Annotated in this window: 23 protein-coding genes and 1 riboswitch; of the genes, 10 read left to right on the top strand and 13 right to left on the bottom strand. The window is 61.6% G+C overall.

The features are described 5' to 3' along the window. Nucleotides 1-275: 275 nt before the first annotated feature. Nucleotides 276-2,657 (top strand): outer membrane protein assembly factor BamB family protein, encoded by a 2,382-nt coding sequence (locus tag EG19_RS11555; RefSeq protein WP_161685597.1) that lies wholly within the window; start codon nt 276-278, stop codon nt 2,655-2,657. A gap of 67 nt (nt 2,658-2,724) precedes the next feature. On the opposite strand, the gene EG19_RS11550 is transcribed toward EG19_RS11555, so the two are convergent. Beyond that, nucleotides 2,725-2,925 (bottom strand): hypothetical protein, encoded by a 201-nt coding sequence (locus EG19_RS11550; protein ID WP_038050486.1) that lies wholly within the window; start codon nt 2,923-2,925, stop codon nt 2,725-2,727. 189 nt (nt 2,926-3,114) lie between these two features. On the opposite strand from EG19_RS11550, the gene EG19_RS12950 reads away from it, so the two are divergent. Continuing rightward, nucleotides 3,115-5,700, top strand: a complete 2,586-nt coding sequence (locus EG19_RS12950) for a HEAT repeat domain-containing protein (RefSeq protein ID WP_053335273.1) — start codon at nt 3,115-3,117, stop codon at nt 5,698-5,700. A 154-nt stretch (nt 5,701-5,854) separates the two neighbouring features. On the opposite strand, the gene EG19_RS11530 is transcribed toward EG19_RS12950, so the two are convergent. The 3 genes from EG19_RS11530 to sixA all read right to left on the bottom strand — a co-directional run bounded on the left by EG19_RS11530 (nt 5,855) and on the right by sixA (nt 7,751). Further along, entirely contained in the window at nt 5,855-6,469 is a 615-nt protein-coding gene (locus EG19_RS11530; RefSeq protein WP_152544051.1) for a MarR family winged helix-turn-helix transcriptional regulator, read from the bottom strand. Nucleotides 6,470-6,524: 55 nt separating this feature from the next. Next, nucleotides 6,525-7,004: a cytochrome P460 family protein gene (locus EG19_RS11525; RefSeq protein WP_038050479.1), complete on the bottom strand. Its 480-nt coding sequence runs from the start codon at nt 7,002-7,004 to the stop codon at nt 6,525-6,527. A 273-nt stretch (nt 7,005-7,277) separates the two neighbouring features. Continuing rightward, on the bottom strand, nt 7,278-7,751 hold the full coding sequence (gene sixA / locus EG19_RS12945) for a phosphohistidine phosphatase SixA (protein WP_053335272.1): 474 nt from the start codon (nt 7,749-7,751) through the stop codon (nt 7,278-7,280). A gap of 91 nt (nt 7,752-7,842) precedes the next feature. On the opposite strand from sixA, the gene EG19_RS11515 reads away from it, so the two are divergent. Further along, nucleotides 7,843-9,063 (top strand): pyridoxal phosphate-dependent aminotransferase, encoded by a 1,221-nt coding sequence (locus EG19_RS11515; protein ID WP_038050478.1) that lies wholly within the window; start codon nt 7,843-7,845, stop codon nt 9,061-9,063. Between the two features lie 27 nt (nt 9,064-9,090). Here EG19_RS11515 and EG19_RS11510 read toward each other — a convergent pair whose 3' ends face one another. Continuing rightward, on the bottom strand, nt 9,091-10,296 hold the full coding sequence (locus EG19_RS11510; RefSeq protein WP_038050476.1) for a cation:proton antiporter domain-containing protein: 1,206 nt from the start codon (nt 10,294-10,296) through the stop codon (nt 9,091-9,093). Between the two features lie 65 nt (nt 10,297-10,361). Here EG19_RS11510 and EG19_RS11505 point away from each other — a divergent pair, with 65 nt between their 5' ends. From EG19_RS11505 to EG19_RS11490, 4 genes are read left to right on the top strand one after another with little or no spacing between them, the layout of a single operon-like run. Then, complete coding sequence (locus EG19_RS11505; RefSeq protein ID WP_038050475.1) at nt 10,362-11,600, top strand: glycosyltransferase family protein; 1,239 nt, start codon at nt 10,362-10,364, stop codon at nt 11,598-11,600. A 17-nt stretch (nt 11,601-11,617) separates the two neighbouring features. Next, nucleotides 11,618-12,406: an HAD-IIB family hydrolase gene (locus tag EG19_RS11500; RefSeq protein ID WP_038050474.1), complete on the top strand. Its 789-nt coding sequence runs from the start codon at nt 11,618-11,620 to the stop codon at nt 12,404-12,406. Then, the gene (locus EG19_RS11495) at nt 12,403-13,710 is read left to right on the top strand and encodes a glycosyltransferase family protein (RefSeq protein WP_053335271.1); all 1,308 of its coding nucleotides are present in this window, start codon (nt 12,403-12,405) and stop codon (nt 13,708-13,710) included. The genes EG19_RS11500 and EG19_RS11495 overlap by 4 nt, the downstream gene beginning before the upstream one ends. After that, complete coding sequence (locus EG19_RS11490) at nt 13,707-14,411, top strand: mechanosensitive ion channel family protein (protein WP_053335270.1); 705 nt, start codon at nt 13,707-13,709, stop codon at nt 14,409-14,411. The genes EG19_RS11495 and EG19_RS11490 overlap by 4 nt, the downstream gene beginning before the upstream one ends. Nucleotides 14,412-14,495: 84 nt before the next feature. Here EG19_RS11490 and EG19_RS11485 read toward each other — a convergent pair whose 3' ends face one another. Further along, complete coding sequence (locus tag EG19_RS11485) at nt 14,496-14,861, bottom strand: hypothetical protein (protein ID WP_038050473.1); 366 nt, start codon at nt 14,859-14,861, stop codon at nt 14,496-14,498. Nucleotides 14,862-14,886: 25 nt separating this feature from the next. Next, a riboswitch (Fluoride riboswitch) is annotated at nt 14,887-14,951 on the top strand. A gap of 11 nt (nt 14,952-14,962) precedes the next feature. On the opposite strand from EG19_RS11485, the gene EG19_RS11480 reads away from it, so the two are divergent. Continuing rightward, on the top strand, nt 14,963-16,660 hold the full coding sequence (locus EG19_RS11480; RefSeq protein WP_038050472.1) for a dynamin family protein: 1,698 nt from the start codon (nt 14,963-14,965) through the stop codon (nt 16,658-16,660). 81 nt (nt 16,661-16,741) lie between these two features. Here the strand turns inward: EG19_RS11480 and EG19_RS11475 are convergent, their stop codons facing one another. The 7 genes from EG19_RS11475 to EG19_RS11445 all read right to left on the bottom strand — a co-directional run bounded on the left by EG19_RS11475 (nt 16,742) and on the right by EG19_RS11445 (nt 23,679). Further along, nucleotides 16,742-17,242, bottom strand: coding sequence for a YybH family protein (locus EG19_RS11475; RefSeq protein ID WP_038050471.1), 501 nt, complete (start codon nt 17,240-17,242; stop codon nt 16,742-16,744). Between the two features lie 345 nt (nt 17,243-17,587). After that, nucleotides 17,588-18,469, bottom strand: a complete 882-nt coding sequence (locus tag EG19_RS11470) for a CPBP family intramembrane glutamic endopeptidase (protein WP_038050470.1) — start codon at nt 18,467-18,469, stop codon at nt 17,588-17,590. 679 nt (nt 18,470-19,148) lie between these two features. Beyond that, the gene (locus tag EG19_RS11465) at nt 19,149-19,679 is read right to left on the bottom strand and encodes an SgcJ/EcaC family oxidoreductase (RefSeq protein WP_081800150.1); all 531 of its coding nucleotides are present in this window, start codon (nt 19,677-19,679) and stop codon (nt 19,149-19,151) included. A 100-nt stretch (nt 19,680-19,779) separates the two neighbouring features. Further along, nucleotides 19,780-20,292, bottom strand: coding sequence for a DsrE family protein (locus EG19_RS11460; protein WP_081800149.1), 513 nt, complete (start codon nt 20,290-20,292; stop codon nt 19,780-19,782). A 372-nt stretch (nt 20,293-20,664) separates the two neighbouring features. After that, entirely contained in the window at nt 20,665-21,018 is a 354-nt protein-coding gene (locus tag EG19_RS11455) for a DUF190 domain-containing protein (RefSeq protein ID WP_038050469.1), read from the bottom strand. Between the two features lie 8 nt (nt 21,019-21,026). Next, on the bottom strand, nt 21,027-21,401 hold the full coding sequence (gene crcB / locus EG19_RS11450; RefSeq protein ID WP_038050467.1) for a fluoride efflux transporter CrcB: 375 nt from the start codon (nt 21,399-21,401) through the stop codon (nt 21,027-21,029). Between the two features lie 10 nt (nt 21,402-21,411). Beyond that, on the bottom strand, nt 21,412-23,679 hold the full coding sequence (locus EG19_RS11445) for an aconitate hydratase (RefSeq protein WP_038050499.1): 2,268 nt from the start codon (nt 23,677-23,679) through the stop codon (nt 21,412-21,414). A gap of 99 nt (nt 23,680-23,778) precedes the next feature. Between EG19_RS11445 and EG19_RS11440 the strand changes: the two genes are divergently transcribed. Together EG19_RS11440 and EG19_RS11435 are read left to right on the top strand one after the other, a co-directional pair. Continuing rightward, nucleotides 23,779-24,210, top strand: a complete 432-nt coding sequence (locus EG19_RS11440) for a CBS domain-containing protein (protein WP_038050498.1) — start codon at nt 23,779-23,781, stop codon at nt 24,208-24,210. 64 nt (nt 24,211-24,274) lie between these two features. After that, a partial coding sequence (locus EG19_RS11435) for a PDZ domain-containing protein (RefSeq protein ID WP_038050466.1) occupies nt 24,275-24,987 on the top strand: 713 nt, incomplete at its 3' end.

Below are 24,987 nucleotides of genomic sequence, written 5' to 3'. Positions count from 1 at the left end.
AAGGGCTACCCGCGGCAGCCAACGCATCTTGGTCCCCACACTTTGGCCAGCAATCCCGCAGCCGCATTGCCGTTTAGCAGGGCGCAGGCTTACCATTGGCTTCGGAAGCTGGAATGTACTCTGGGGAGACTCCCATGGCTCGAATTGGACACCTTTTTCTAGCCACATCGTTCGCCTCGGTAATAGCCTGGGTGAGCGTCGCGGAGCTTGAGCCTGCTTCGCCCGGGTCTCAGCCACTTACGATCCCCTCGTCTGCCGAGCTCCCTAGCAGCTCCGTGGTCTGGGAGTGGAAAATCCCCGACGGCAGCTGGGCTTCTCCGTGTGTGCTGGTGGAACACCAACTCCTCTGCCCGGTGATGCGGGAGGCCCCAGGGGGCGGCGCGTGCTCGCTGGTTGCCCTGGATCCACAAACCGGCCGTGTCCAGTGGCAGGCCGAGCTGGGTCGAGGGAGCGTGGAACCGTGGAGCATGGCGGTTTTTGCCAACTCAGTGGTGGTGGTCGGCACCGGGAATCACCTTTTCGCGCTTGCCCTTAAAGACGGGTCACCGGTGTGGCAAAAAGCGATTCGCGCCGTCGCGGTCTTTCCAGTGGCTGATAACGCTTTGGTGCACCAGCGGGGCATGTCGGGAGCGCCTGATACGTTGGTGCTGTTAGACCCCTTCTCCGGTGCCGTGCGCTCTTCCCGGTCCTTTGAGAACTTCGTGGATACGCTCAGGCCGTGGGACGGGGACATGGTGGTAGTGAGCTTTGGTTTTGAAGAGGCCCTACCGCCGGTTTTGCCTTTTGTGGTTCGCCTAAAGGCAGAGGACCTGCGCACGCTCTGGCGCTTGGAACTACCAGAGTTAAAAAATTCCGTTGTCTTAACTCCAGACCTCTGGGTCTATTTGGAAAAGCAAAACCATACTGGTTGGTACCGCCTGCAAAGCGATGGAAACCTTGAACCCCTCGCCGCACTCGCCCACTGGAATGGCTCGTTGCTATGGGCCCAAGGGGAATATCAGCTTTGGGGAAGCGAAGAAGGCTCGAGGTTGTGTCGGTGGCGGTCCGAAACCGCCACCTGGGCCTGGTGCCGAGATTTGCCCAGGGGAAAATGGCTGGCGCAGCAGCTCGACGGTAAACAAGTGGCGCTGGCTGGCTCCACTACCGAAGAAGACCAGCTTTTGGTTTTAAACGATGCTGGTGATGTGGTCGCTAAGGCCTCAGGCATTCCTGATGCAAAGGCCTTTTTCCACTTCCAGGGCCACTGGCTCTGGCAACAGGAGCACCGGATCCTGCTTACAGGTGCTGCACTCAAGGCCTCTTCTCCCCCCCACGACGTCAAGACCCAAGCCGCCCAACTCTTAGAACAGGCCGCGCAAATCCCTCATTTTTCGCCCCTAGCCGTTCCGCGGGTGGGTCCGCTGGTCAAAGCCCTTTTGGCCCTTGGTCCTGACATCAAGCCCGTGGTTCAGGCCAAGCTTTCCACCTCCGGACCCGTAGGCTTTGTCGCCGCCGCTACCGCGCTCATGGCCTGGGGTGATCCTCATCCTGCGGACCTTCTCATTCACTGGTTTGAGGAACCACGAAACACCGACGACGGGTCCTCCTGGGCTGGCGATTTGGTGGTGGGCGCCCTCCGCAGTGCCGGCAGCGACTGCAAGCAGATAGAACCTTTATCCCGTCTACTGAGCGCCGAGGGAGTCCCTTGGATGGTCCGCGTTGAAGCTTTCGCCTCCCTAGCTCAATGTGGGTCGCTTCCGGCCCTGGAAAGGTTGCAACGATGGCTCCAGCAACAAGAACCGACCCGGGGCTCTTCCTGGTTCCAACCGAACACGCTCAGCCCCAAGGTTCCCTCCTCGCAAGAAGCTTGGCGAATTCTCTGGAATTCGCGGGAGTTCATCGTGTTTCCCGCCTGGTATCTCGGCCCAACGCGGGGGTTATGGATTGCCGAGGTTGGATCAAAGCAACACTCCAAACCCTGGTACACGGGCCTGAGCGACTTTAACCCGGCTACCGACACGTTGGACTTTGAAATCGCACCCGAAGGCTTCCGCATCATCCTCAAACACAACACCACAGGGAGTGCTTCGACACCTCAGGCAAACGTGGACAAAACGCTCTCCATCAGTTGGGCGGAAATCCGGCAGGATCGCGATGATGATGGGTTAACGGATTTGGTGGAAATCCGCCTTGGTCTTTCTCCGGATCAAGCCGACACCGATCGCGACGGCATACCCGATGGGTTGGATTGGTGTCCCACCTGCGGGCAGCCACCTCGCGCCGCCGAAGATTTTGCAGCCGAGGCGTTGTTGTACCAGTTTTTTGCGATGTTTGAGCCAAAGGGGATCTGGCCGCCGGTGACGGTGGCTTGGACCAAGCCGTTGGAGTTTTCTCACCCCCGCCGTGCGGTACTTGTGATTCCCAACGACCAACAGCAAACTCGAAGGCCAGGGGCGGACGGGGAAAGCATCGAGTCGGTGGCTGGCGTGAGGCTCCGTCTCGTGACCGCCTCCCAGAAGCCCAGGGGTTGGCCCGACGATTTGACTCCCAACCCGGGAGAGGTGGCCATCGAGCTTCAGGTGGGCGATGGTCTAGGGGTAGCCGCCATAATGGGGAAAGCCGCGGATGGCCGCTGGTACATCGTCCGCTGGCGACGACTCTGGTGGGACAACTGCTAGCTCACTGCTTATCGCTGAACGTTACCTGCAAACACTCAATCCCCCACATGGCCGGAAGCCCCCTCACCTACCGGCCGCTTTCGTGAGTGATGGTGCCTTTATACTCCGGACAGCTCAACCAAAGCTGCTCTTCCCTGAGGGTTCGTGCCAAGAGCTCGCAGGATGCCGGCAGCTTTCCCGCGCGCAAGGCCCGGGCGATGAGCAGGGTGATAATGGGAAAGCTCACCGCCACCAAAACAAAAAGCAGGATCGGAATGTAGGCGTTCACCCCCCTCCCCTCGCCCGTGCAATTTTGCGCACACTTTCACAAAGTCAAGCTTGTGAAACGCAAATGCAACCTCAAGCACGGCTCGAACCCAAAGCGGCATCACCTCCGCCAGACGAAGAGACCCGCTCACTGGCTTAAAACGTGCGCATGAGGGAACGCGCCTTAAAATAGCAGAGGAGGGCATCTCCAATGGAGGCCAGCCAGATTTCCGCGCTCCGAGCTCTCGGGCCGAAGTTTCTTCTGTTCCTGATGTTGTTTTCCATCGGCAGCGCAAACGTTCCTGCCTGGATTGTGACAGCAGTGCCCGCTAGCTTTTCCCACGTAGCCCCTGCGAACCTTCCACGGGTATGGGAATGGGAAGTTGCCAATGAGGATGGCCTCCCGGGCTTCATCTGGTCCTGTTCCCTGGGGGCGGGACAACTTGTTTGTTCCGTGGGGACCCCGGACTCAGAAGGCAGAACCTTCACCTCGGAGCTGGTAGTCCTCGATCCCGCCAGCGGTGCCGTCCGGCGGCTCACCGCTCTCCACCAGGGGAACGATCCTCCTCCGGAAATTGCCCTATTTGGCGAATCCCTGGTCCTGGTTAGGATAGGTGAGTGGCTTTCAGGACTGCGCCTTGCCGATGGGGTGCAGCTATGGGAAAAGCCAGTGCACGAGGCCCAGATTGTTGCTGTTCCCGGGGGCATTATCCTCGAGCAAATGGGACAGCTCAAGCTCTTGGATCCCTATTCGGGAGCCGAGCGCTGCCAACAGCGTTTGAGCGGCTTAGAGAATGAAGTGTTCCCGTTTGACGGGGATATTCTCGTGGTCAACCGTTTTCCCGGGATCATTACGCGTTTGAAAGCCGAAGACTTGAGCGTAGTTTGGCGAAAAGGCGTCGAGCATCTCCGTAGCGCAGCTCCCGTCGCCTCGGAGTTTTGGCTTTCCGTGCAGAAACCGATGGAGGAAGGAACCAGATGGTATCGCGTGCAACCTGACGGTGAACTCCGGCCGATAGCCCAACTTCAGGGTTGGGAAGCTTCTTTGGTTTGGGCGCGAGAAGATTACCAACTTTGGAAGAAAAAAGAAGAAAACCTGCTCTGCCGTTGGCAACCGCAAACTCAGTCGTGGGCCTGGTGCCGAGAACTACCGCCTGCAGATTGGATAGTCGCCTACGATCCCACGGCCCGCCAAGTGGCCCTGGTTGTCGGCGACGAAGAAAACGACACTTTTTTGATTTTTAATTCCAACGGAGACGTTACGTTTCGAGGTTCAGGCGTACCTGCCGCGGAAGCGCTCTACGCCTTCCAGGGCAAGTGGATTTGGCGGCAGTCCCACCGGCTTTGCCTCACGGGAATCCCAACCGTGGTGGCCACAGCGATCCCCGATCCGGCAGCTCAAGCCACCCGTTTGCTGGAACAAGCGGCGCAAATCCCTCCTTTTTCGCCGCTGGCCGTCCCGAGGGTACGCAAGCTAATAAAGGCCCTTTCAGCCCTTGGCCCTGAGGCCCAACCGGCGCTCAAGAGCTGGATTTCTAACTCTCGCACCTGGACTTTCCTGGGCGCCAAAAAACAGGCCTTTCCTCATATACAAGCCCGCAGGGTTTCCAGCTCTGACGCTGTAAGTTTTGTCGCCGCAGCTTCGGTACTCGTCAGATGGGGCGATCAGGACGCAGCTTCAAAGCTCTTGCATTGGCTTCAGGACGGCTTTGCCGGAGAAGCCCATACAGATCAAGCCTTGCTCGATTTGACAACTGCAGCTGTGCAAAGCATCGGCTGTGATGCCAGCTCGGTGGGCCCGCTCGTGCAGCTTGTGGAAACGGAAAATATCCCTTGCGAAATTAGGTTCTCAGCGTTTGCGGCTTTGGCGCAGTTTGGCTCGCCGGAGGCGTTGCAGGCGCTGCAGCGCTTCCTCCATCGCCCGACCCGAACAGCCGATTCCCGATGGCCCCAGGCCCAACCTGCGGACCCCTGGTTCTTGGAGAACGGGACCGAGTGGAGGTACAAATGGAACTCCCGCGAGTTCGTGCTTTACGAAGATCGTTACGGCGACCTCGCCCCGGGGCTGTGGCTGGCTGTGGTGGAGCAAAATCGGATCATAAGCTCCTGGTTTACGGGAATACCCAGCTTCCAAGAAGCCAGCCAGGTGGCCTTTGTCCCTTCTCCAGGGGGCTTTCGCATCGTACTTCGGCGCAAGGCCTACGGCGGTGAAGCAGCTGCAGAAACTCCGGAAAACGTAATTGCCTCCGTCAGTTGGGAGGAAATCCAGCGGGACCAGGATGGCGACGGCCTCACCGATTTGCTTGAAACCCAGCTGGGGCTAGCCAAAAACCGCGTGGACACTGACCAAGACGGGATCGAGGATGCCCTCGATTGGTGTCCCAACTGCGGCCAGCCGCCCGCAGGCCCGGAGGACGAGGCAGCCAAAGCTTTGCTATACCAGGTCGCCTGCGTTTTCGACACAAGCACCGATAGCCTGACGCCCCAACGCGTGACTTGGGTACGCCCGCTTGAGTTTGCACACCCTTGGCGCCCCGTATTTGTGCTGGTGAAGGGAGCACAGGAGCTGGAGCAGCTGCGCGCAGGTCCCGTGGACATAGACCACATGGATGCCATCTGGATTTACCCCATAAATCCTGAAAAACCGCCCAGAGGATGGCCTGCCGAATTATTGCCACAACCTGGGCAGGTTGCCCTGGAACTCGGAAGCGGCTTTTTAAGGGTAGCAGCTCTCCTGGAGCAAAAATCCGACGGAGCTTGGTACGTCGTCCGCTTTAGTGCTACGGGTCGTTGTTAGCACCACGGGCTTGCCCAGGCACCGCAAAGCGAGATGAATTTCACCGGGCCTTGGGCAGGTTTCCCGGAGCAACGAAAGCCGAAAAACGCTTGCACCTTTTGCGGGCAAAGCAATCCATTTGCCATGTTTCGACGAAGCCCCATGAGGATTTGGTTTACCCGGTCTCCTGCATGGCCTGATGCTCCGGGCAGTCCAGGCGCAGCTGCTCGACGGTGAGGGGACGTGCCAAAAGCTCGCAAAACGCCTGCGGCTTTCCCGGTTCCCGACGGAAAAAGCGACAGGTGGGGCAGGTTCGCGCCGCGCTCATGAGCCCCAACCGCTCCCACTGACCCAAAACGGCCAGAAGACCCTCCCACAGAGCCGCTTGTTGGGCCGGTGTAAGGGCCTCCACCCCAGCGAGCAACGGTTGCAACCCAGCCCCCAGGGATGCCACCAGCTTTTTTCCCTGGCGGCTAAGCGAAAACAGCACCCGCCGGGCATCTTCAGGGTGGGACGCGGCTTGTACCAGCCGCTTTTGCTCAAGGATCGCCAGCGACCGGGAAACCGTGGGGCGAGACACCGAAAAACGCGCTGCCAGCTCCCGCACCCCCAGCTTCACCTGCCCAGAAAGCTCCATAAGCAGAAACACCTGCAAGCTCGTAAGCCCGGCCTCCATACCCGCCCGCCCGTGAACGGCCACCAGCACGTGGCCTAACCTTTCAAGGGCTGCCACCACCTTGGCGGGCAGCCGTTCATGCTGCTGGCCTAAAGGGAAAAAAGGGGCTCCCATGGCAATCAAAGGTAACAAAAAAGCCCGGGCGGGGGAACCGCCCGGGCTTTTGCTTTTACGGACGCCAGGTGGAAAACACGAAGTCCTTGTCCTTTTGCGACTCGTGGCAGCTAAAGCACTGCTCCTTGGCGTTCACGACGATGGGTTTCTGAGGGTCCCCGGCGCTGAACGCCTGAAAACCCCAGCCTCCGGTATCGGCAAAGCGGTTGCTGTCCTTTTCCATCACCGCCAGCACCTTGCGCGAGCCCTCTGAAAGCGCGTTGCCCTCTACCGGTGCCTCCAGCAGGTCAAACACAAACACCGCACCGTTGGCGTACTTCCCGGTGCTGAGTCCCTGCTTGGCCTTTTCGTTGGCGTACACGTGGTGTATACCGCCAAAAGCGTCGTAAAGCGGGTGTCCTGCCTGGAGCACTAAGGTTTTCACGTGGTACCAGCGCCGGTACCCCTCCGGATAGCTCACACCCTTGGCTTTTTCCGCCAATCCCCAAGCCGTTGCCATGGCCAGCAAAGCCAGTCCAAGCATCCATCGCTTCATGGTTTCCTCCTTTCTTTCTTGCACGTTAAAGACCCGGTTCGTGTCGTTCCTTTCGGAGGCGGTCGCGGCTGGAGTAAAACACTCATTAGCATAGCTAATGATATTAACCAGCCGCCGCCGTTTCTTTATTCCCAAGCCCGGCGAGCCGCCCCGGCGAGCAGCAAATGAGCTGGCAATGTGGCCTGCGCGTTGTAAATCCTGTGGCTTGTGACGGTAGCCGTTCGGCAAAGCGCCTCGCCGCTGTTTATCTTTCTCCCTCAACCAGGGGACTGCCTAAAAGAGCCACCGGGAGGGAAGCAACGCCACCAGCCGCCAGTTGCCGTCGTCTTTTTCGAGAACGCAAAAAGAGCCCTTGCCGAAGGCGAGAGTGCCGTGGGGAGCCCCAAAACATAGGGTTTCCACGGTTTCCGAAAGCAAGGGCTCGTGGCCTACGAAAGCAAAGACGCCCTCGCCAAGGGTCGCTAAAAAAGCCACCAAAGCCCCCACGCCCTTTTCCGGCAACAGCACCTCGCAAACCTCCACGCTCTCCACCAGTCCTGCCTCCTTGAGCGCTTCGGCGGTTTGCTGGGCGCGGCGGAGGGGGCTAGCAAAGAGGCGGGAAAGCTTGAGGTTCAGGCGGGAAAGGTTTGCCGCCACCGCCTGGGCCTGGCGCTCGCCCACTTCGGTCAAAGGGCGATCGGCATCGCTTCCCGGGAAGTTTGCTCCCGCTGCTTCCCCGTGGCGGATCAAGATGAGCTGGGTGCCCATGGAGGTGTCTCCCTGCCCATAAGCTTGCCAAAAAGCAGTACGTCGCGCTACCCTGCCACCGCCCGGTGCTCCGGGCCGAAAAGGAGGCGCCATGCAAGTTTCTCGTCGCGCCCGGGCCATGCAGGAGTCCCCCATCCGCAAGCTGGCACCGTTAAGCGTTGAGGCCAAGAGGCGAGGCATTCACGTGTACCACCTCAACATCGGCCAACCCGATCTCCCCACACCTCCCGAGTTCCTCCATGCCGTAGCTCACTTTTCGGAACCGGTGCTGGCCTACGGGCCTTCCGATGGACTGCCGGCGCTTAAAGACGCGGTGTGCGAGTACTTTTCCCGCTACCGCGTCCACCTGCGCCCCAATGAGGTGCTGATCACCACCGGAGGTTCCGAGGCCATCCTCTTTGCCTTCAACGTGGTGGCCGACGAGGGCGACGAAATCATCGTTCCCGAGCCCTTTTACACCAACTACAACGGCTACGCGCAAATGGCCAACCTGCGCTTGGTGCCGGTGCGCACCCACGCCGAAGACGGCTTCCACCTGCCCCCGGATGAGGTGCTGGAAGGGGCCATATCCCCCCGCACCCGCGCTTTCCTGCTGTGCTCCCCCAACAACCCCACCGGCACCGTGCTCACCCGCGAGGAGCTGGAGCGGGTGGCGGCCCTGTGCCAGAAGCACGACCTCTTCCTCATTGCCGACGAGGTCTATAAGGAGTTCACCTACGACGGCCGGGTGCACACCTCCGCCTTAGAGCTTCCTGGCATGGAATCGCGGGTCATCGTGGTGGACTCGGTGTCCAAGCGCTTTTCGGCGTGCGGCGCGCGGGTGGGGGCGCTTATCACCAGAAACCCCCAGGTGATGGCCGCGTGCTTGAAGCTGGGCCAGGCGCGGCTTTGCCCCCCCACTTTGGAGCAGCTGGGTGCCGTTGCCGCCTACCAGCTGGGGGAGGAGTACTTTGCCGCGGTGCGGGAGGAGTACCAGCGCCGGCGCGATGTGCTGTACGACAAGCTTACCGCGGCCCCAGGCATCGTCCTGCGCAAACCCCGAGGTGCCTTTTACATGATCGTGAAAATGCAAGGCATTGACGACGCCGATGAGCTGGCCGCGTGGTTTCTGCGGGACTTTTCCTACCAAGGCGAAACCGTCATGGTGGCCCCTGCTTCCGGTTTTTACGCCACACCCGGTGCCGGCAGAGATGAGGTGCGCATCGCGTACGTGTTGGAAGTTCCCAAGCTGGAACGGGCCGCAGAGGTTTTTCTGGCGGGTTTGGAGCAGTACCGCTCCCTGGCACCCGCGGCAACCCGGCAGGTGCGGTAGAGAAAACAGCTTCCCTGTCCAGCCAACCTAGGCGCTGTTAGCCAGTGGGCGGCCCCGCAGCCCTAACACCACCAGGAGGTTGGAGACCACGATGATGATGGAAACCACGGGGAGAAGGTCGAGCCCCCCAAGCTTGTGGGTGGCCTGCATAGCCAATACTGCGTTGACCAACCCCCGCGGCTGCAACATCCAAACCGTGCGGAAGTCCGCCTTTTCCATGGGGAGAGCACCGGTCCGCGCAAAGCGGCCCAGGATCCCTCCCCGACCCAAAACGAAGAGGGCCATTGTGACAAGCGCCGCCGCAAACCACGCCCAATTGGCCTTGTGCAGTTGCACCACCACGCCCAAGAAGACGAAGAAGAACGTTCGCACCAGAAAGGTAAGCTGTCCGATGAACCGGTGAAGCGAGCTGGTGACGTCGGCTTCCAGCTCCAAAGCACCTTCCCCCGGCAGCTTCAAAAGCCCCAGGATTTCCCGTTCGTTGGCCAGGGTCAGCCCAAAGGCCAGCACCGCCAGGGCTCCCGATGCGCCCAGGGTTTCCACCACCCCCCAGAGTGCCAGAGCCACCCCAAAGGTAAGGACGTCCAGGTAGCTGTGCTCCCGCAAAGCCCGCAAAGCGTGAGGCCAAACCAGCCCCACCCCCAACGCCAGCAACACGCTAAAGGCAGCCGCTGCCAGAGAGCCCAAGGCCAAAAGCCCGGCCAAGCCTCCGCCGGTGAAGAACTGCAACGCCACCGACACCCCGAGAACCCCAAACACATCGGCCAAAGCCCCCTCCAAAACCACCACAGTGGCCAATCCCTGGGGAAGACCAAGCCTTGGCGCCAGGGGCAGCACCACAGCCCCGGAAATGGGCGCCACCACCAAGCCAAAGAGCACCGCTGAAGCAAGCGGCCAACCAAACGCTAAACCCACGCCGGCGGCGAAAAAAGCTGACATCACAAAGCCGAAGCTGGCGAGCCTGGCACCCGAAGAAAAGCGATGGATGACCTCCGGGAGGTGCAAATCCAGCCCCCCTTCGAAAAGGATTAAAAGAAAAGCCAGCGCCCCAAAGTGTGGGGCTACTTCTAAGAAAGCCGCCACCGGCAAAAGCTTGAACACCGGTCCCAAAAGAAAACCGCAGGCCATGAGCACCAGCACCGGGGGGATGCGCAAGCGGTTAAAGGCCCCCTCGGCCACAAAGGCAAGCACCAACAGGCCCCCTAGCAGCGCCAAAAAAGCGTGCACGGTCACGACCCGCAGCTCTCCCAGCCGGTAGTCTATACTGCCGTTTAGCCAGAACCCTGGAGGCTCGCCCGATGAGCGATTTTCATCAACGGGGACCCATCACCACGCTTCCCCGCTTGGTTTCCCGGGACCTAGCAGCCCGGGAGCAAGAGCTGGCAGTTTTTGCCCAAACCACTCCGCTGGTGCTGGTCATCCCCTGCCTCATCTCCGAGCTGGAACAGCCGGCTTTGGCGGGAATCCTCGCAGAGCTGAACCACGCCCCGTACGTTGACACCTTGCTCATCTCCTTGGATCGCGCCGACGCCGAAGGCTTCGCCCGAGCGTTGGACTACTTCGGCCACCTTACCTGCCGCACCGTGGTGCTCTGGAACGACGCCGAAGAAATCCAAGAGCTGGTGGGGGAAATCGAAGCCGGGATAGGACGTTTAGCCCCCAGGGGTAAAGGTCGCGCGGTATGGATGGCCTTGGGCTACCTCATCGCCGAGGGCCGGGCGCGAGCGGTGGCCTTCCACGACGCGGATGTGCTGGACTACTCCCGTTCGCTGTTGGCAAACCTGGTGACCCCGGTGCTGCACCCGCTCCTGCCCTTTGACTTTGCCAAGGCCTACTACGCCCGTTTTAGCAACCAGCTCCACGGGCGGGTCACGCGGCTTCTGGTTCGGCCCCTCCTCCAGGCCCTGGGGGACGTGGTGGGCCGCCACCCCTACCTGTCGTACCTGGCCGCCTTTCGCTACCCCCTTTCCGGCGAGCTGTGCTTTACCACTGACTTGGCCCGCGGGGTCCGCATTCCGGGGGATTGGGGGCTGGAAATTGGCCTGCTGTTCGAAATCCTCCGGCACCGCTCCCCCCGCCGTATCTGCCAGGTGGACGTGGCCGACCGCTTCGATCACAAGCACCAGGAGCTTTCCCCCAACGATGCCAGTGCTGGCCTCCATCGCATGGCCGTGGACATCGTCAAGCACCTGCTGCGCACCTTTTCCGCCGCCGGCGTGGTGCTTAACGAGGGTGCTTTCAAGAGCATGCGGGTAGCCTACCAGCGTTACGCCGAAGATGCGGTGGCCGATTCTTTTGCGGTGGCCACCTTCAACGGGCTGGCCTTTGATCGCCACGCCGAAGAGGAAGCGGTGGAAACCTTTTCCCGGGCTTTGGCCGAAGGTTGCGAGCAGTTCGTGGCCGATCCTTTGGGCACTCCACCGTTACCCAACTGGGAACGGGTCCTTTCGGCGCTGCCCAACCTGGGCAGCCGGTTGGTGCAGTCGGTGCAAAAGCTCGGCGGGATCTTGGAGCCCAAAGGTTCCAGCAGGGCTTAGAAGCAGGAGCTTCCTTCATGACGCTTGGCCAAAACCCAACCCCGGTGGTGCTCACCGACCTGGATGGCACCCTGCTGGAGCCGGACGGCCAGATCCTTCCGGAGGTGCTGGATTTTCTCCTCACCCTTAAAGAAGCTGGGGTCACGGTGTGCCCCGTGACTAGCAAAACCCCCGCGGAGCTTGCCTACCTCTTGGACCGCTGGGGCCTCGCCTTTCCGGCCGGTTTTGAAAATGGCGCGGGGGTGCGCTTGGCCAACGGCCAACTGGAGCTGCAGCCCAAAGCGGTTCCAGTGACAAGGCTTGAGGAAATCCTGACGCTTCTCCGCGAAAAAACCGGGCTTTTCGTTCGCTCCGTCTCTGACCTTGAAGACCACGAGTTAGCCGCCATTACCGGCTTGCCAGCGGAGCAAATCCCCGCCACCCGGAAGCGGCTGGCCAGCTTGCCCCTGGTGGTGGAACCCCGCTGGGATGTGCTGCTGCAGGCCGCCTTGCCCCAGGACCCCCCGGTGAGGCTCCTCCGCGGCAACCGTTTCCTGCACCTGCAAGGGTTCCACGGGAAGGCCGAGGTGGTGCCGCAGCTCCTCAAGCTTATGGGACACCCCTGCGGCCCCGTGGTGGCCTGCGGCGATTCCCCCAACGACGAGGAGTTGCTTGCGGCCGCCACCGTCCAGGTTATCGTGCCGGCAAGCCAGGGTCCCCACCCGGGGCTTTGCCAGAGGTTCCCCTCGGCGCTCATTCCCAGCGAACCCCACGGCCGGGGGTGGGTGGAGGCCTTAAAGCGGGTCTTTTCGGAGCTGCTCCCGTGACCCGGCGCAGGAAAACCCGGAAGCCCGACGTTTCCTTTCTGCCGGAAGCGCTGCGGGAGGAGCTTTCGAAGGTTGGGGAAGTGGAGGTGCTGGTGGGCATCCCCAGCTTCAACAACGCCGGCACCATTGGTCACGTGGTGCGGGCGGTGCAAGCGGGCTTTGCCCGCTACTTCCCCCGGGCCCGGACGCTGGTTCTCAACTCCGACGGGGGCTCCACCGACGGCACCCCGGAAGCGGTGAGGGCTGCCGAAATAGGGGAACAGCGCCTGATCCTCGCCCGCCACCCGGTGCGGCCGGTGCACCGCCTCACCACCCCGTACCATGGGCTTCCCGGCAAGGGCAGTGCTTTGCGCACGGTTTTTGGTGCGGCGGTGATGCTGGAGGCCAAAGCCTGCGCGGTGGTGGACGCCGACCTGCGCAGCATTACCCCTGAGTGGGTGGACCTTTTGGTCTCCCCGGTGTTGCGGGAGGGTTTTGACTTCGTCGCCCCCCTGTACCGGCGCCACAAGTACGACGGCACCATCACCAACTCCATCGTCTACCCCACCACCCGCGCCCTTTACGGCCAGCAGGTTCGCCAGCCCATTGGCGGCGATTTTGGCTTTTCCCAACCTTTGGCCCGCTTTTGGCTAACCCAAGAAGTTTGGGAAAGCCACGTGGCCCGCTTTGGCATTGACATTTGGATGACCACCACCGCAATTGCCCAGGGCTTTCGCGTGTGCCAGTCGTTCCTGGGGGCCAAAATCCACAACGCCAAAGACCCCAGCGTGGACCTCACCGCCATGCTGATGCAGGTCACCGGAGCGCTGTTTGACCTCATGGAAACCTACCAGAGCAGCTGGTTTGGCCGCCGGGGCAGCGCCCCCGTGCCTACCTTTGGATTTCCCTACACCGTGGCGGTGGAACCGGTTCAGGTCAACGTGGAGCGCATGGTGGGCATCTTTGCTGCCGGTGTCCGGGAGCTTGGCGAAGTTTGGCACCAGGTGCTGCACCCGGAAACCTTCCGGGAGCTCACCTTGCTTCAGCCCCAGGACCCCAACACCTTTCGCTTTCCCGCTTCCCTTTGGGCGCGGGTGGTTTACGACCTGGCGGTGGCGTACCACACCCGGGTGATCCACCGGGAGCACCTGTTGCGCTCGCTCACCCCCCTGTACCTCGGGCGCACGGCCTCGTTCGTTTTGGAAGCCTCCCAAGCGGAAGCCGAGGAGGTGGAAATCTTGGTGGAGGACGTTTGCCTGGAGTTTGAAAGGCAAAAGCCGTACCTTGAAGAACGGTGGGGCAAAACCCCGGGAGGTAGACCATGAATGCTCCCTTTACCGAGCGGCTCGCCGCCGCCCTCGATGCCTTTGTGGAAACCGTGCTGCGGTTTCTTCCTGGCCTTTTGGCGGCGCTGCTGGTGCTGGCCTTGGGCCTGGTGGTGGCGGCAGCCCTGCGCGTTGTGGTCCGCCGCCTGCTTGTCCTTGCCCGCTTTGACCGAGCCTGCCAAAGCTGGGGGCTTACCGACGTTTTGGCCAGAGCTGACGTGCAAAAACCCCCTTCCGCTTTGGCCGCCGCCACGGTCTTTTGGCTTTTGTTCCTGACCTCTGCCATGGCCGGGCTTGCGGCGCTGGAAATCCAAGTGGTGCGGGATTTGGTGAGCTCGTTTTTCCTCTACATCCCCCGCCTGATTTCCGCGATTCTACTTGTCTTGGCCGGGTTCTTGTTGGCCAACTTCCTCTCCCGCGCGGTGCTTTTAGCTGCCGTCAACGCGGCTGTGCCCTTTCCTCGGGCTGCCGCTTTGGTGGTGAAGCTGCTCATCACCATCCTGGCCTTTGCCATGGCCCTGGAGCAACTGCAAATTGCCGGAAACATCGTGCTGGCGGCCTTTATCATTACCTTTGGTTCGGTGATGCTGGGCCTGGGGTTGGCCCTGGGGCTGGGCGGCAAAGACGTCGTGCGCGAGCTGCTAGAGCGGCAGCTCAAGGATTCGAAAAAGCCGGAAGACGATACCATATCCCACCTTTAGGCCAGCAGCGGCTCCCAGGGGCGAAGACGCTTGCAAAAAAGCCGAGCTCGGCTGCTGGTTGCCCGTTTCGTTAATCAGTCAGAGCTAGCCAGCCGTAGCGAGAAGGCTTTGAAGCTTTGCAACCAAATGGCGAATTGCGTTTTCCTGCTCGGCGGTGAGCGGCCCGTAGGCCGACAGCTTCCGGGGCTGCAACTCCTCCAACTGGATCTCCAGCAAAGTGAGCACCGCTTGCCAGTTTCGGTTGGGCTTGCCACCCCGCAGGTGGGCCGCGAGCTTTTCGAGACCCGCAATTTCCTCCTCGTTTGCAGCCACCACCCCAACCCGGGCAAGCTCCCGCAACTCCCGGGCAAACACCTCCAAAAGCGCCACCACCACCCGCCGGTGGTTGGCCGGCAGCTGGGTCAGGCGCCGCAGGAGAGCCTCCCAGTCGGGTTGGCTTTGGCTGTGCAAACCACCCTCCGGCGGTTGAGTTTATACTCTCGCTGGCGATGGAGTCCGCCGTTAACCGCCCACCCTTGGGCTGATTACCCCTACCCCACAAGGAGGCCGGTGTGCAGCAGCTGGTCGAAGGTCTGGAACGGCTCGCCACGCTTTCCCAACACGCGGGGTTGCCGCGTCTGGCCGCCGAGGCTCAGCAGGCAGCAGCGCAGGCTTCCCAAACGCGCTTCAACGTGGCGGTTTTGGGCCAGTTCAAGCGGGGGAAATCAAGCGTCCTCAACGCCCTCATTGGCCAGGCGCTGCTGCCCACCGACGTGCTCCCCACCACCGGGGTGGTGACCGTGGTTTCAGCGCTTGACGATGCCTCCCTGCTCGTCACCGATGCGGCGGGTAACGTGCAACCGGCGCCTATGGCTGCGCTGGCCGAGCTCATCACCGAAGAGCAAAACCCCCACAATCAAAAGGGCATCCTCAAGGTCACTGTGCCTTGCCGCTGCTCCCTCACCGAAAGCGGGTTGGACCTGGTGGACACCCCGGGTTTGGGCAGCATCTTCCAGCACAGCGCCCACCGGGCCAGGGAGTTCCTGCCGCGGGTGGACGTGGCGCTTTTGGTGCTGGGTGCCGACCCACCCCTCACGGGAGAGGAGCTGGAGCTCGCGGTGGAAGCTTCCCAAGTGGCCTCGGCCCTGTGGGTGGTGGTGAACAAAGCTGACCTGTGGGGGGATTCCCAGGGCAAGGTCCTGGACTGCACCGCCCGGGTGCTCCGGGAAAAGCTCCCCGTCCCCTTTCAGGGTCCCTGGCCGGTTTCCGCGAAAAGGGCGCTGGAGGAGGGCTTTGATCCGGGCATTGACCAGCTCCGAAACCAGCTGCTTCAGCTCGCCCGGGAAAAGCGCCAGGTCATGGCGATCGCTTCCGCCCGTCGCACCCTCAAGGTCCTGGCGGAACAGGCTTTGAGCCACTGCCGCCTGCAGGAGCACGCGCTCACCGCGCCGCTGGCCCAGCTGGAAGCCAGCATGGCCACCTTCCGGGAAGAGGTCAGGCACGCTGATGATCTCGCCCTGGCCGCCATGGTGCGGGCGCGACAGGCGTTTCGTTTGGACCTTGCAAAGCTCGAAGAGGTGCGGCAAAACGAGGAGCGCCGAATGCTCCAGTCGGTCCGAAGGCCTTGCCTCAGGTTTGCGCTGGGTGCAAGCACAAACCGTCAAGCCCTGGACCGCTTCCTGCGGGAAAGCCTCCCCGGGCTGGTCCAGGGGGCTTTGGAGGCAGTCTCCGCTGCGTATTGGCGAGAGCTGCAAGCCGCCTATGCCGCCTATAGCCAAGAGCTTTCGCAAGCCTTTGGCCGCCTGTTGCAACCCATCGGCCTGCTGGCCAAAAAGCTCTTCGATGTGGACATTGCAGGATTTTCGCCACCGCCCTTGCCGCCTCCGGCGGCGCTTCCCGCCTGCGATCCGGTGATCCCGGCCCTGGCCCTGGACTGGGGGTGGCTGCGGAGCCTGGCCTTCAAGCTCCTGCCCGCACGGCTCCGCGCCCCGGTGGCGGTGGCCCGGGGGCGGCAGCTGGCCTCGGAATGGTGGCGGCGGGGGTACGGGGAGCTGCAGGCTCGCTACACCGAGCTTGTGGACGAAACCGTGCGGCGTGGGCAAGCGGTCATGGAAAAGCGCCGGTGGCAGCTGGAACAGGAAATCCTGGCAACCCTCGAGGCCGCCCGAAAAGCCCGAGCGCAAGGCGAAGCCCAGGTGGCCACCGAGCTTTCCCGCCTTCACCGTCTGCAGGCTGAACTAGAAACGCTTCTGGCCCTCACCCAAAGCTAAAGCCCAGGCGTTTGCCGTAGACCGCCACCGGGTGCTGGCGCACTTATAGGCGTGAAAAAGTCACGACGCCCCGGGCACTTCTCACTCCCCGAAAACCGCCCGCCGGTACCGCGCCAGCGAGTCAGGGTCGTCAATGGATCCGTGATGGTGGACCTGGCGCCAGCCTAGCTCGCCGCCAAAATACTGAAAAACACGGGTCGTTCGGATGGCCAGGGGCACTGTAACGCCGTCCTGAGTAAGCTCGCCCCGCTCGCGACCGGCAAACACCACCATATCCTGGCCTGCGTACTCCACCACGTCGTAAAACTCCACCCAGACCCGGGCGGGACCGTCAAAGATGCGCTGATACAAAGCGCAGATGTCGTCAATCCCCCGCGTGATGCCACCCAACGGGTTGTTCAGTGAAATGAGCGGGTTTTGGGCCCATACCGCCGCGAGCGCCTCCAGAGAACGGTTGTTGAAGGCGAAGTAAAAGCACTCCAGCGCGGCACGGGCGCCCTCCAATGTTGGCTCACGGGCCTCGACCCGGCGGTCCGCCGCATCCCGGCCGTATGTCCCTGGAGTGAGCTGCACTGTTGGCATACCTGCCTCCTCTTGGTGTTGCCGTCGAGCGCCAGGCTCACCAAAGGCCAACTTCGATCTTCGTTCTCAGCACCCCCGCATCAACGTACACGTAGCCCCACTACTCTCGCCTTCTCATCGTCCCGGTCTGATTGCCTTCCTCTTCCGGCCCAGCGCTGCCGAGAATCGGACCGATGGGGCACATGCTTTGCTCAACACGCCAACTGCTACCCATCCCGCCGTGAAACATAACCGCCGTGCTTCCTAGCAGATGATAACGGTCCCGATGCGAAAAATACGCCGCAAATAGGACCCCTATCTCTCACCACGATGGCAGCACCGTCAACCAGATTAAAGGGTCCCGGTTCAGCCGCCGGCCTGCGAAAGCGTTTCAGCCGGCTGAAACAGCTTCTTGGGCATCGGCCGGCAGACGAAGATTGCTACCACAATTGTGCTGAGTGCGAGGCCCACCCCGAACTCGTCTATGACATACGCGGTAATGCCGGTGTTGACCGTGAGCGGCGTGAATATGCGCTGAATAAATGCATTGTGGCTCGCGTGAAGAAATACTGCGGGCCAGAAGCTGCCAGACTGCAGCCGCAGTGAGGCGAGGATGAAGCTCATGGCTACAACCATGACGGTAAAACAGGTCACGCCGAACCACACGGGGGTTCCGCTGTTGTAGCTTCCGAAGATAAGAATTGGGTAGTGCCAGATCGCCCACATTAAGCCGCTGATGAGGGCAACCCACTTAAAGCCGACCACCTTTGCCAGTTCCGGCACGAGGAATCCGCGCCATCCTATCTCTTCACCCAGTTCGCCCGAATACTGCACGATGCCAACGGTCGCAATAAGCAAGACGTAAATGACAAGGAACATCCCGTCGGATGTTCCCGCCAACCCAAATGTCTTTTTGCTTTCGGTAATGAACTCGGTGTTAGGGACACCACCCAGCCCGCTCAGCCACACAATAACGTAAACCGGCAGGACATAGATGATCGGCAAAAGGTAGCCCCAAACTACATAGCGATTTGAGCCCCATTGCCAGCCGAGGGTGGAAATTTTCTCGTGAAATAACGCTTTGGTGGCCAGAGCAGCGACGCCCGGACACCACATGAGGCCGATGACATAGAGAAAGCCCCCGGCCCACAAGCCCGCTTTCAGCGCGGCCCAATAAAAGGGGATGCTGAACAGCAAGGTTAGGCTGTAGAATGTTGCTACTTTTTTCCACGTTCTGGAGTTTTCCATAAAATCACCTCCCTTTAGTCCAACTTCCGATGATATGGTTTCCACATAAAACGGGGTCGCCGTTCTTTTGTGGGCGTAATACGCTGGTTTTCGTGAGGTATTAAATTCCTTGAGGCCAAAACCCTCAACCAGTTCATTGACACGGTCGGCTTCCTATCTGGCTCAAGCATAACATGCCATCGTGGTCGCGGCTACCACGCACATCGCTTCACCAGAAATCTGCCCAAAAGGGGATGGGAGCCCCACCTATGGATTTGCCAGGAAGGAAGAGAATGACGAGATGGTTTGCCAAGCGGGTAGCGACGGTGGTGCAAACCACGGCGTCGGGAAGGGCGCGTCTGGAGGGCGCTACCTGGAACCCAGAAGGTTCGTACTCATTGGGCTTCCTCCACCCATCGCGCTGGTCGTGCCCAAAACCCCACCCTGCAGCAGCGCTCGGAGGCGAGCTCCAGTTTGGACCCTTGCGTACCGCGGCCCCCACGAAGTCAGCGAGACCTTTTGCCACTGTTGCGCAGATTGTTCATGAGGCTAGCCACATTTCCTCGGAGACACGCATGGCGAGGGAAAAAGCGGAAAAAGCGGAGTGCGGCAATCTCAGGCCCTGCGAAGGGGCGACAAGCAAATTTTGCCAAAGCCAAGAGTCGGGTGTCATTGGCCCCTTTCCTGTTGACACCATCCCTTACTGAGGCCGGGACAGCACCCCCTCAATCACGTCCGTATTTTGCGCGTCGGTGATCAACCACGTCCCCGACCTGTGCGTAAGGACGGTGAGAAGGATACCGCGGCGTGGGGGAAGGGGCGCGCCCTCGGGGGAAACATGCCCCTCCAGAACCCAGCGAGACCGAGCAATGGCTATACCCGACACAGGAAACCGAACAGAAACATCTGTGATGGTCACTCGGCTGTTCTTGAAGATTGTGGCGTGGGTGCGCTCGTGTGTCCTCTTAATTTCATCTTTACCTTTCCACCACAGACCCACCACGTTGACAAACTCCGCATCCGGCGCAAAGAGCTCGGCAAAGGCGTTCATGTCATGCCGGTTCCAGCATTCAGCAAATGTGTCTACCACCTTCCTCACTTCCCCAGCCGCATCGGTTCCTCCCTGCGGGCTCTTGTCAGCGACCTTGGGCTGCTCCGCAGCTCCCACAGAGACCGCGAGCAGTGCACTTACGCTGAGGGCCAAGACAGTCTCACTTTGTCCTAGAAACATGCTTTAACCTCCTTGCTCGTGCGAGCATGGCCTGAAGGCCGTCCGCGGATACCTCGTGGCCCTCTAGGTCGTGGGTACCCTGTACCTCCGCCGCGGAGGCTTACGGCACGGGGATGATGCCGTAGCCCTTGGCCTGGTAGCCCCCCAGCGAGTTGAACGTGTTGGCCACCACCTTCACCTCAGGGAGAAAGGACTCGCGCTCGAGCTTGAGAGCCTGCACCGCAAAGTCGCAGGCTTCCATTGCCGCGCCATGCTGCTTCAGGTCAGCCAGCAGCTTGGCGATTTGCTTTTGCTCTTCGGTGGCCTCGCCGGTCGTTTTCTGAATGAGCTTGAGCGCCGGCCCGCGGAAGGTGAGCACCAGCTCCGGCTTGACGTTTGCCGCCAGCGCACGGTCGCGGGCGTCGGCAATGGCCTGCAGGAACAGGACCATCATCTTTGGCTCGGTGACGGCGCTGATGTCGTAAACCACCTTCAGCGTCTTGACGCCCTTGAGCGCATCGGCGTCGTTGGGCTCCCCTGTGGCTTTCTGAGCGTGTCCCACCCCCAGACCGCCAACCAGGGTGGTCACCAAGAGCAAAACTCGTAAGCCAAGTTTCCTTGTTCCGGGTCTCATGTTCGGTCCTCCTTTCCCAGTACCCCGGTGGAACTTCCCAAAATCTTCAAACGTGCGTCTTGTTTCGTTTCGAAGAACAGAGCACGCCGACCAGAAATTCCCCACCCCTTCGAGGTGCGCCTTAGGCGTGTTCCTCCACTGAGACGGCTCACTAAGCCGAGTTGGCTAAAGGTGGGAGCGTTGCCTGCGGTTACAGGAATCCTCGGCCTAGGGCTGGCCTAAGTTCCGTCCTTGCGGGTTATGAGCCGGCGCGGTTTTATGGGTAAGGCGTTGTGGTCCACTAGCTTTTTTTCGCCTGGAGCACCTACAAACAAAGGCAGGTATAGGCCCCTTTTCGAGGTAACGGTTCATTCTTCGAGTTACGCCTGCCGTTTAGCGCTTTTCGGGTTGGTAGCGGATGATGCGGGCGCGTTCCAGGGTGATGAGGCCGCCGCAGTTCACCTCGTCCAGCATGGCTTCGACCCTGGCCACGAACGGCTCGATGCGTTCGGGCATTTCCACCACCTCGATGACCATGGGCAGGTCCTCGGAAAGCCGCAGGATGCGGGCGGTGTGGACCACCGAGTCGGCACCAAAACCCTCCACGCCGCGCAGCACCGTGGCTCCCGCAAGCCCCATTTCCCGCGCTAAAAGCACGATGGCCTCGTAAAGGGGCTTGCCGTGGTAGCGGTCCCCTTCCCCCAGGAAGATGCGAACCAGCTCCCCTTCGCCGCTTATGCGCGTCATAGCCCCTCCTATCTCTCGCCCAAGAACAGCCCAATCCAGCAGAAAAGCAAGCCCAAGACGAGGTTGGCCAGGACCATCCCCAGCGCGTGCATAGGGCTGCCACCGCGCACGGCCTCCACGGTTTCGTAGGAAAGCGTGGAAAAGGTGGTGAAGGCGCCGAGGATGCCAATCCCCAGGAAGCTTCGCCAGGCGGGATCTAGGAGAAAGCGGCCGGAAGCGGTAGCGCCCATGAGCAAGCCCAAAAGGAAGCTCCCCACCACGTTGACCACCAGCGTCCCCCAGGGAAAGGCCGGCCAAGCCCTGCCAAAGAGAAAGCTCACGGTGTAGCGGGCCACCGCCCCCAAGGCCCCGCCCAGGGCCACCAAAACCAAGCGCCAGAACACCTTTTGCTTCCTAGCCGCGCTTGGTCAGCACGTTGAGCGCCGAGCCGGCTTTAAACCAGCCAATTTGCTCTTCCGACAGGCTGTGCCGGCAAAGCACCTCGTCCTGGGTGCCGTCGGCGTGGTGGAAAACCACCCGCACCGGCTTGCCGGGGGCCAGCTCCGCAAGGCCCAGGATGGAGCAGCGGTCCCCTTCCCGCACCTTGTCGTAGTCCGCCGGATCCACAAAGGCGAGCGGCAGGATCCCCTGCTTTTTCAGGTTGGTTTCGTGGATGCGGGCAAAGGAGCGGGCAATGACCGCCGCACCGCCCAGGTGCCGGGGCTCCATGGCGGCGTGTTCCCGGGACGAGCCTTCGCCGTAGTTTTCATCGCCCACTACCACCCAGCGCAGGCCGCGGTTCTTCAAATCCCGGGCAATCTTGGACACCTCCATGACCTCGCCGGTCAGCGGGTGCTTGGCCTTGCCGGCTTCGCCGGTAAAGGCGTTCACCGCGCCCAGGAAAAGGTTGTTGGAAATGTTGTCCAGATGGCCACGGTACTTGAGCCAGGGACCCGCCGGGGAAATGTGATCGGTGGTGCACTTGCCCTTGGCCTTGAGGATGACCGGCAGCTCCACGAAGTCCTTGCCATCCCAAGCGGGGAACGGCTGGAGGGCCTGCAGGCGATCGGAGTCCGGGCGGATCTTCACTTCCACCGCGCTGCCATCCTCCGGGGGCGGCACGTACCCTTCGGCCTTAAACACAAAGCCGGAGGGTGGGACCTCGGGGGCCGGCGGGGGAGCTTGCAGGCGCACCCGCCGCCCGTTCACGGGGATTTCGTCACCCACCGGGTTGATGTCCAGCCTGCCAGCAATGGCGTAAGCCACCACCACCTCGGGAGACGCAATGAAGGAAAGCGTTGCCGGGTTGCCGTCGTTGCGGGCCGGGAAGTTGCGGTTGAAGGAGTTAACGATGGTGTTGGGCGTGCCCTTGGGCACGTCGTCCCGCTGCCACTGGCCGATGCAGGGACCGCAGGCGTTGGCCAGCACCACCGCCCCAAACTCCTGCAAGGTGGGCAAAAGCCCGTCCCGCTCCATGGTGGCGTACACCTGCTCGGAGCCGGGGGTGATGTACAGGGGCACCTGGGCTTTGAGGCCCAGGGCCAGCGCTTGCTTGGCCACTTCGGTGGCGCGGCAGATGTCCTCGTAGGAGGAGTTGGTGCAGGAGCCCACCAGGCAAGCGGAGATCTTGGCCGGGTAGTTGTTTTCCTTCACCGCCTGCGGCACCGCGGAAAGCGGGCGGGCTAAATCGGGCGTATGGGGACCCACCAGGTGGGGCTCCAGCTCCGAAAGGTTGATCTCGATGACCCGGTGGAAGAACTTCTCCGGCTCCGCTTCCACCTCGGGGTCGGCGGTAAGCAAGTCGCGGTTTGCGTCGGCCAGCTTGGCCAGCTCCTCCCGGCGGGTAGCGGTAAGGTAGGCGGCCATGCGGTGGTCGTAGGGGAAAATCGAAGTGGTGGCCCCGTGCTCGGCACCCATGTTGGTGATGGTGGCCTTGCCGGTGCAGGAAATGGAAGCGCAGCCGGGACCAAAGAACTCCACCACCGCGTTGGTGCCGCCCTTCACGGTGAGGATGTCCAAAAGCTTCAAGATTACGTCCTTGGGGGAGGTCCAACCGGAAAGCTTGCCGGTGAGCTTGACGCCAATGAGCTTGGGCTGCAGGACCTCCCAGGGGAAGCCGGCCATTACGTCCACGGCGTCGGCACCACCCACCCCCGAAGCAAACATGCCCAGGCCCCCGGCGTTGGGGGTGTGGGAGTCGGTGCCGATCATCATGCCGCCGGGGAAGGCGTAGTTTTCCAACACCACCTGGTGGATGATGCCGGAGCCAGGCTTCCAAAAGCCAATGCCGTACTTGGCGGAAACGCTTTCCAAAAACTCGTACACCTCGCGGTTTTCCTCAATGGCCCGGGCCACGTCTTCGGCAGCTCCCGAGCGGGCGCGGATTAAGTGGTCGCAGTGCACGGTGGTGGGCACCGCCGTCCGGGCCAGTCCCGCGGACATGAACTGCAAAAGCGCCATTTGCGCGGTGGCGTCCTGCATGGCTACCCGGTCGGGGCGCAACGCTAGATAGGCCTGTCCCGGCGCCAGCTCCTGGTGCTCGGGGTCATCCAGGTGCCCAAACATGATCTTTTCCGTCAACGTGAGCGGCCGCCCCAAGCGCTTGCGGATCACGTGCAAGCGTTCACGAGTGCGGGCGTACACTTGGCGAACCATTTCAGGCGTGGTTTCGACTTTTAGCATGGCCACCTCCGGAAACCGGCCCACGACCGGCTACCGAAGTATACCCCTTCTTTGAAAACCCGGGTTTGGCCCCAGAGCTTCCCGCCGTATACTTTCGCCATGCCGTACCGGTTGACGCTTTCTGACATCATGACCCGCGAGGTGGTCACGCTTTCCGAGGAGGACTCCCTGGAGGACGCCCGCTCCTGCATGGAGCGCGGCCGCATCCGGCATCTTCCGGTGGTGCGCGGCGACAAGCTGGTGGGCCTGGTCACCCACCGCGATTTGCTTGCCGCCTCCTTTTCGGTGTTTGCCGAGGTTTCCCGCCAGGAGGAACACCGCCTCTTCTCGCAAATCCCGGTCACCGAGCTCATGCACGATGCGGTCACCGCACCCCCCACCATGCCCGTGCGGGAGGCGGCCAAGCTGCTTCTGGAAAACAAGTTCGGTTGCCTGCCGGTGGTGGACGAGGAGGGCAGGCTCCTGGGCATCGTTACCGAGGCCGACTTTTTGAAGCTAGCGGTGAAGATGCTGGAAGCCATTGACGCCTAAGCCCCCGTTCAAGAATCCGTTCAGGGCTTTTCGACGTTCAAAAAGTTGGATACAATTCGAAACCGTGAACAGGCCAGCTTCCGACTCCACGGCTTTCCCGGTCCCCAAGGTGGCCGTGGGCGCCCTCTCCGCCCACCCCGCCCGCTCCCTGCTGCTTTTAGCCGTGGGCCTGGTGGCGGTAGTGGCCGGGCTTCTGGGGGTCATGCAGCGGGTGAGCCAGTTCCGCAAGCTGGACATGCGAGTGATGCCCGTGGACCGCGGCCTGCTGGTGACGCAAGTGCAAGCCAAGAGCGGAGCTTTTCGGGCCGGCCTGGGGCGCGGGGACCTCATCGTAGCGGTGGACGGGCGCCCGGTAACCCGCCCCGAAGAGCTGGAGGAAAGCCTGTTCCGCTCGCGGGTGGTCACGCTTTCGGTGATGCGGGGCAATACCACCCGGGAGATCGCTTACTACGCGCCGCCGGTGCACGTGGATGTGCGTTACCTGCTGGTGGCCTTTGCCGCCATGTTTTCGCTGCTGGTGGCCACGGTGGTTTACCTGCGCCAACCCTCCTCCCACGCCGCCCGGTTTTTTGCCCTTACGTCTGCGCTTTTTCCTACCGTGGCCATTTCCGGGGAGCCGGAAGCCATCGCCCAGTGGCTGCTTTTGGTTCGGGACTTTGGGCGGCTGTTCCTCCCGCCTCTGTTGGTGCTTTTCTTTGGGCTTTTTCCGGTGGTGGCCTTGAACCGCCGGGCGCGGGTGGCGGTGTTCGTGCCTTCGCTTCTGGTGGCGGGAGCCAA

The sequence above is a fragment of the Thermoanaerobaculum aquaticum genome, assembly GCF_000687145.1.
Taxonomy (GTDB): Bacteria; Acidobacteriota; Thermoanaerobaculia; order Thermoanaerobaculales; family Thermoanaerobaculaceae; genus Thermoanaerobaculum; species Thermoanaerobaculum aquaticum.
The sequence above is the reverse complement of the archived record's forward strand: the minus strand, read 5'-3'. Positions and strand labels throughout refer to the sequence as shown.

What these genes read in the sequence shown, in the direction of transcription:
- EG19_RS11500 (WP_038050474.1), top strand. Translation starts at nt 11,618, where the DNA reads ATGACGCTTGGCCAAAACCCAACCCCGGTGGTGCTCACCGACCTGGAT.
- EG19_RS11465 (WP_081800150.1), bottom strand. Translation starts at nt 19,679, where the DNA reads ATGTTTCTAGGACAAAGTGAGACTGTCTTGGCCCTCAGCGTAAGTGCA.
- EG19_RS11530 (WP_152544051.1), bottom strand. Translation starts at nt 6,469, where the DNA reads ATGGGAGCCCCTTTTTTCCCTTTAGGCCAGCAGCATGAACGGCTGCCC.
- EG19_RS11470 (WP_038050470.1), bottom strand. Translation starts at nt 18,469, where the DNA reads ATGGAAAACTCCAGAACGTGGAAAAAAGTAGCAACATTCTACAGCCTA.
- EG19_RS11525 (WP_038050479.1), bottom strand. Translation starts at nt 7,004, where the DNA reads ATGAAGCGATGGATGCTTGGACTGGCTTTGCTGGCCATGGCAACGGCT.
- EG19_RS11505 (WP_038050475.1), top strand. Translation starts at nt 10,362, where the DNA reads ATGAGCGATTTTCATCAACGGGGACCCATCACCACGCTTCCCCGCTTG.
- EG19_RS11460 (WP_081800149.1), bottom strand. Translation starts at nt 20,292, where the DNA reads ATGAGACCCGGAACAAGGAAACTTGGCTTACGAGTTTTGCTCTTGGTG.
- sixA (WP_053335272.1), bottom strand. Translation starts at nt 7,751, where the DNA reads ATGGGCACCCAGCTCATCTTGATCCGCCACGGGGAAGCAGCGGGAGCA.
- EG19_RS11490 (WP_053335270.1), top strand. Translation starts at nt 13,707, where the DNA reads ATGAATGCTCCCTTTACCGAGCGGCTCGCCGCCGCCCTCGATGCCTTT.
- EG19_RS11445 (WP_038050499.1), bottom strand. Translation starts at nt 23,679, where the DNA reads ATGCTAAAAGTCGAAACCACGCCTGAAATGGTTCGCCAAGTGTACGCC.
- EG19_RS11475 (WP_038050471.1), bottom strand. Translation starts at nt 17,242, where the DNA reads ATGCCAACAGTGCAGCTCACTCCAGGGACATACGGCCGGGATGCGGCG.
- EG19_RS11455 (WP_038050469.1), bottom strand. Translation starts at nt 21,018, where the DNA reads ATGACGCGCATAAGCGGCGAAGGGGAGCTGGTTCGCATCTTCCTGGGG.
- EG19_RS11440 (WP_038050498.1), top strand. Translation starts at nt 23,779, where the DNA reads ATGCCGTACCGGTTGACGCTTTCTGACATCATGACCCGCGAGGTGGTC.
- EG19_RS12950 (WP_053335273.1), top strand. Translation starts at nt 3,115, where the DNA reads ATGGAGGCCAGCCAGATTTCCGCGCTCCGAGCTCTCGGGCCGAAGTTT.
- EG19_RS11515 (WP_038050478.1), top strand. Translation starts at nt 7,843, where the DNA reads ATGCAAGTTTCTCGTCGCGCCCGGGCCATGCAGGAGTCCCCCATCCGC.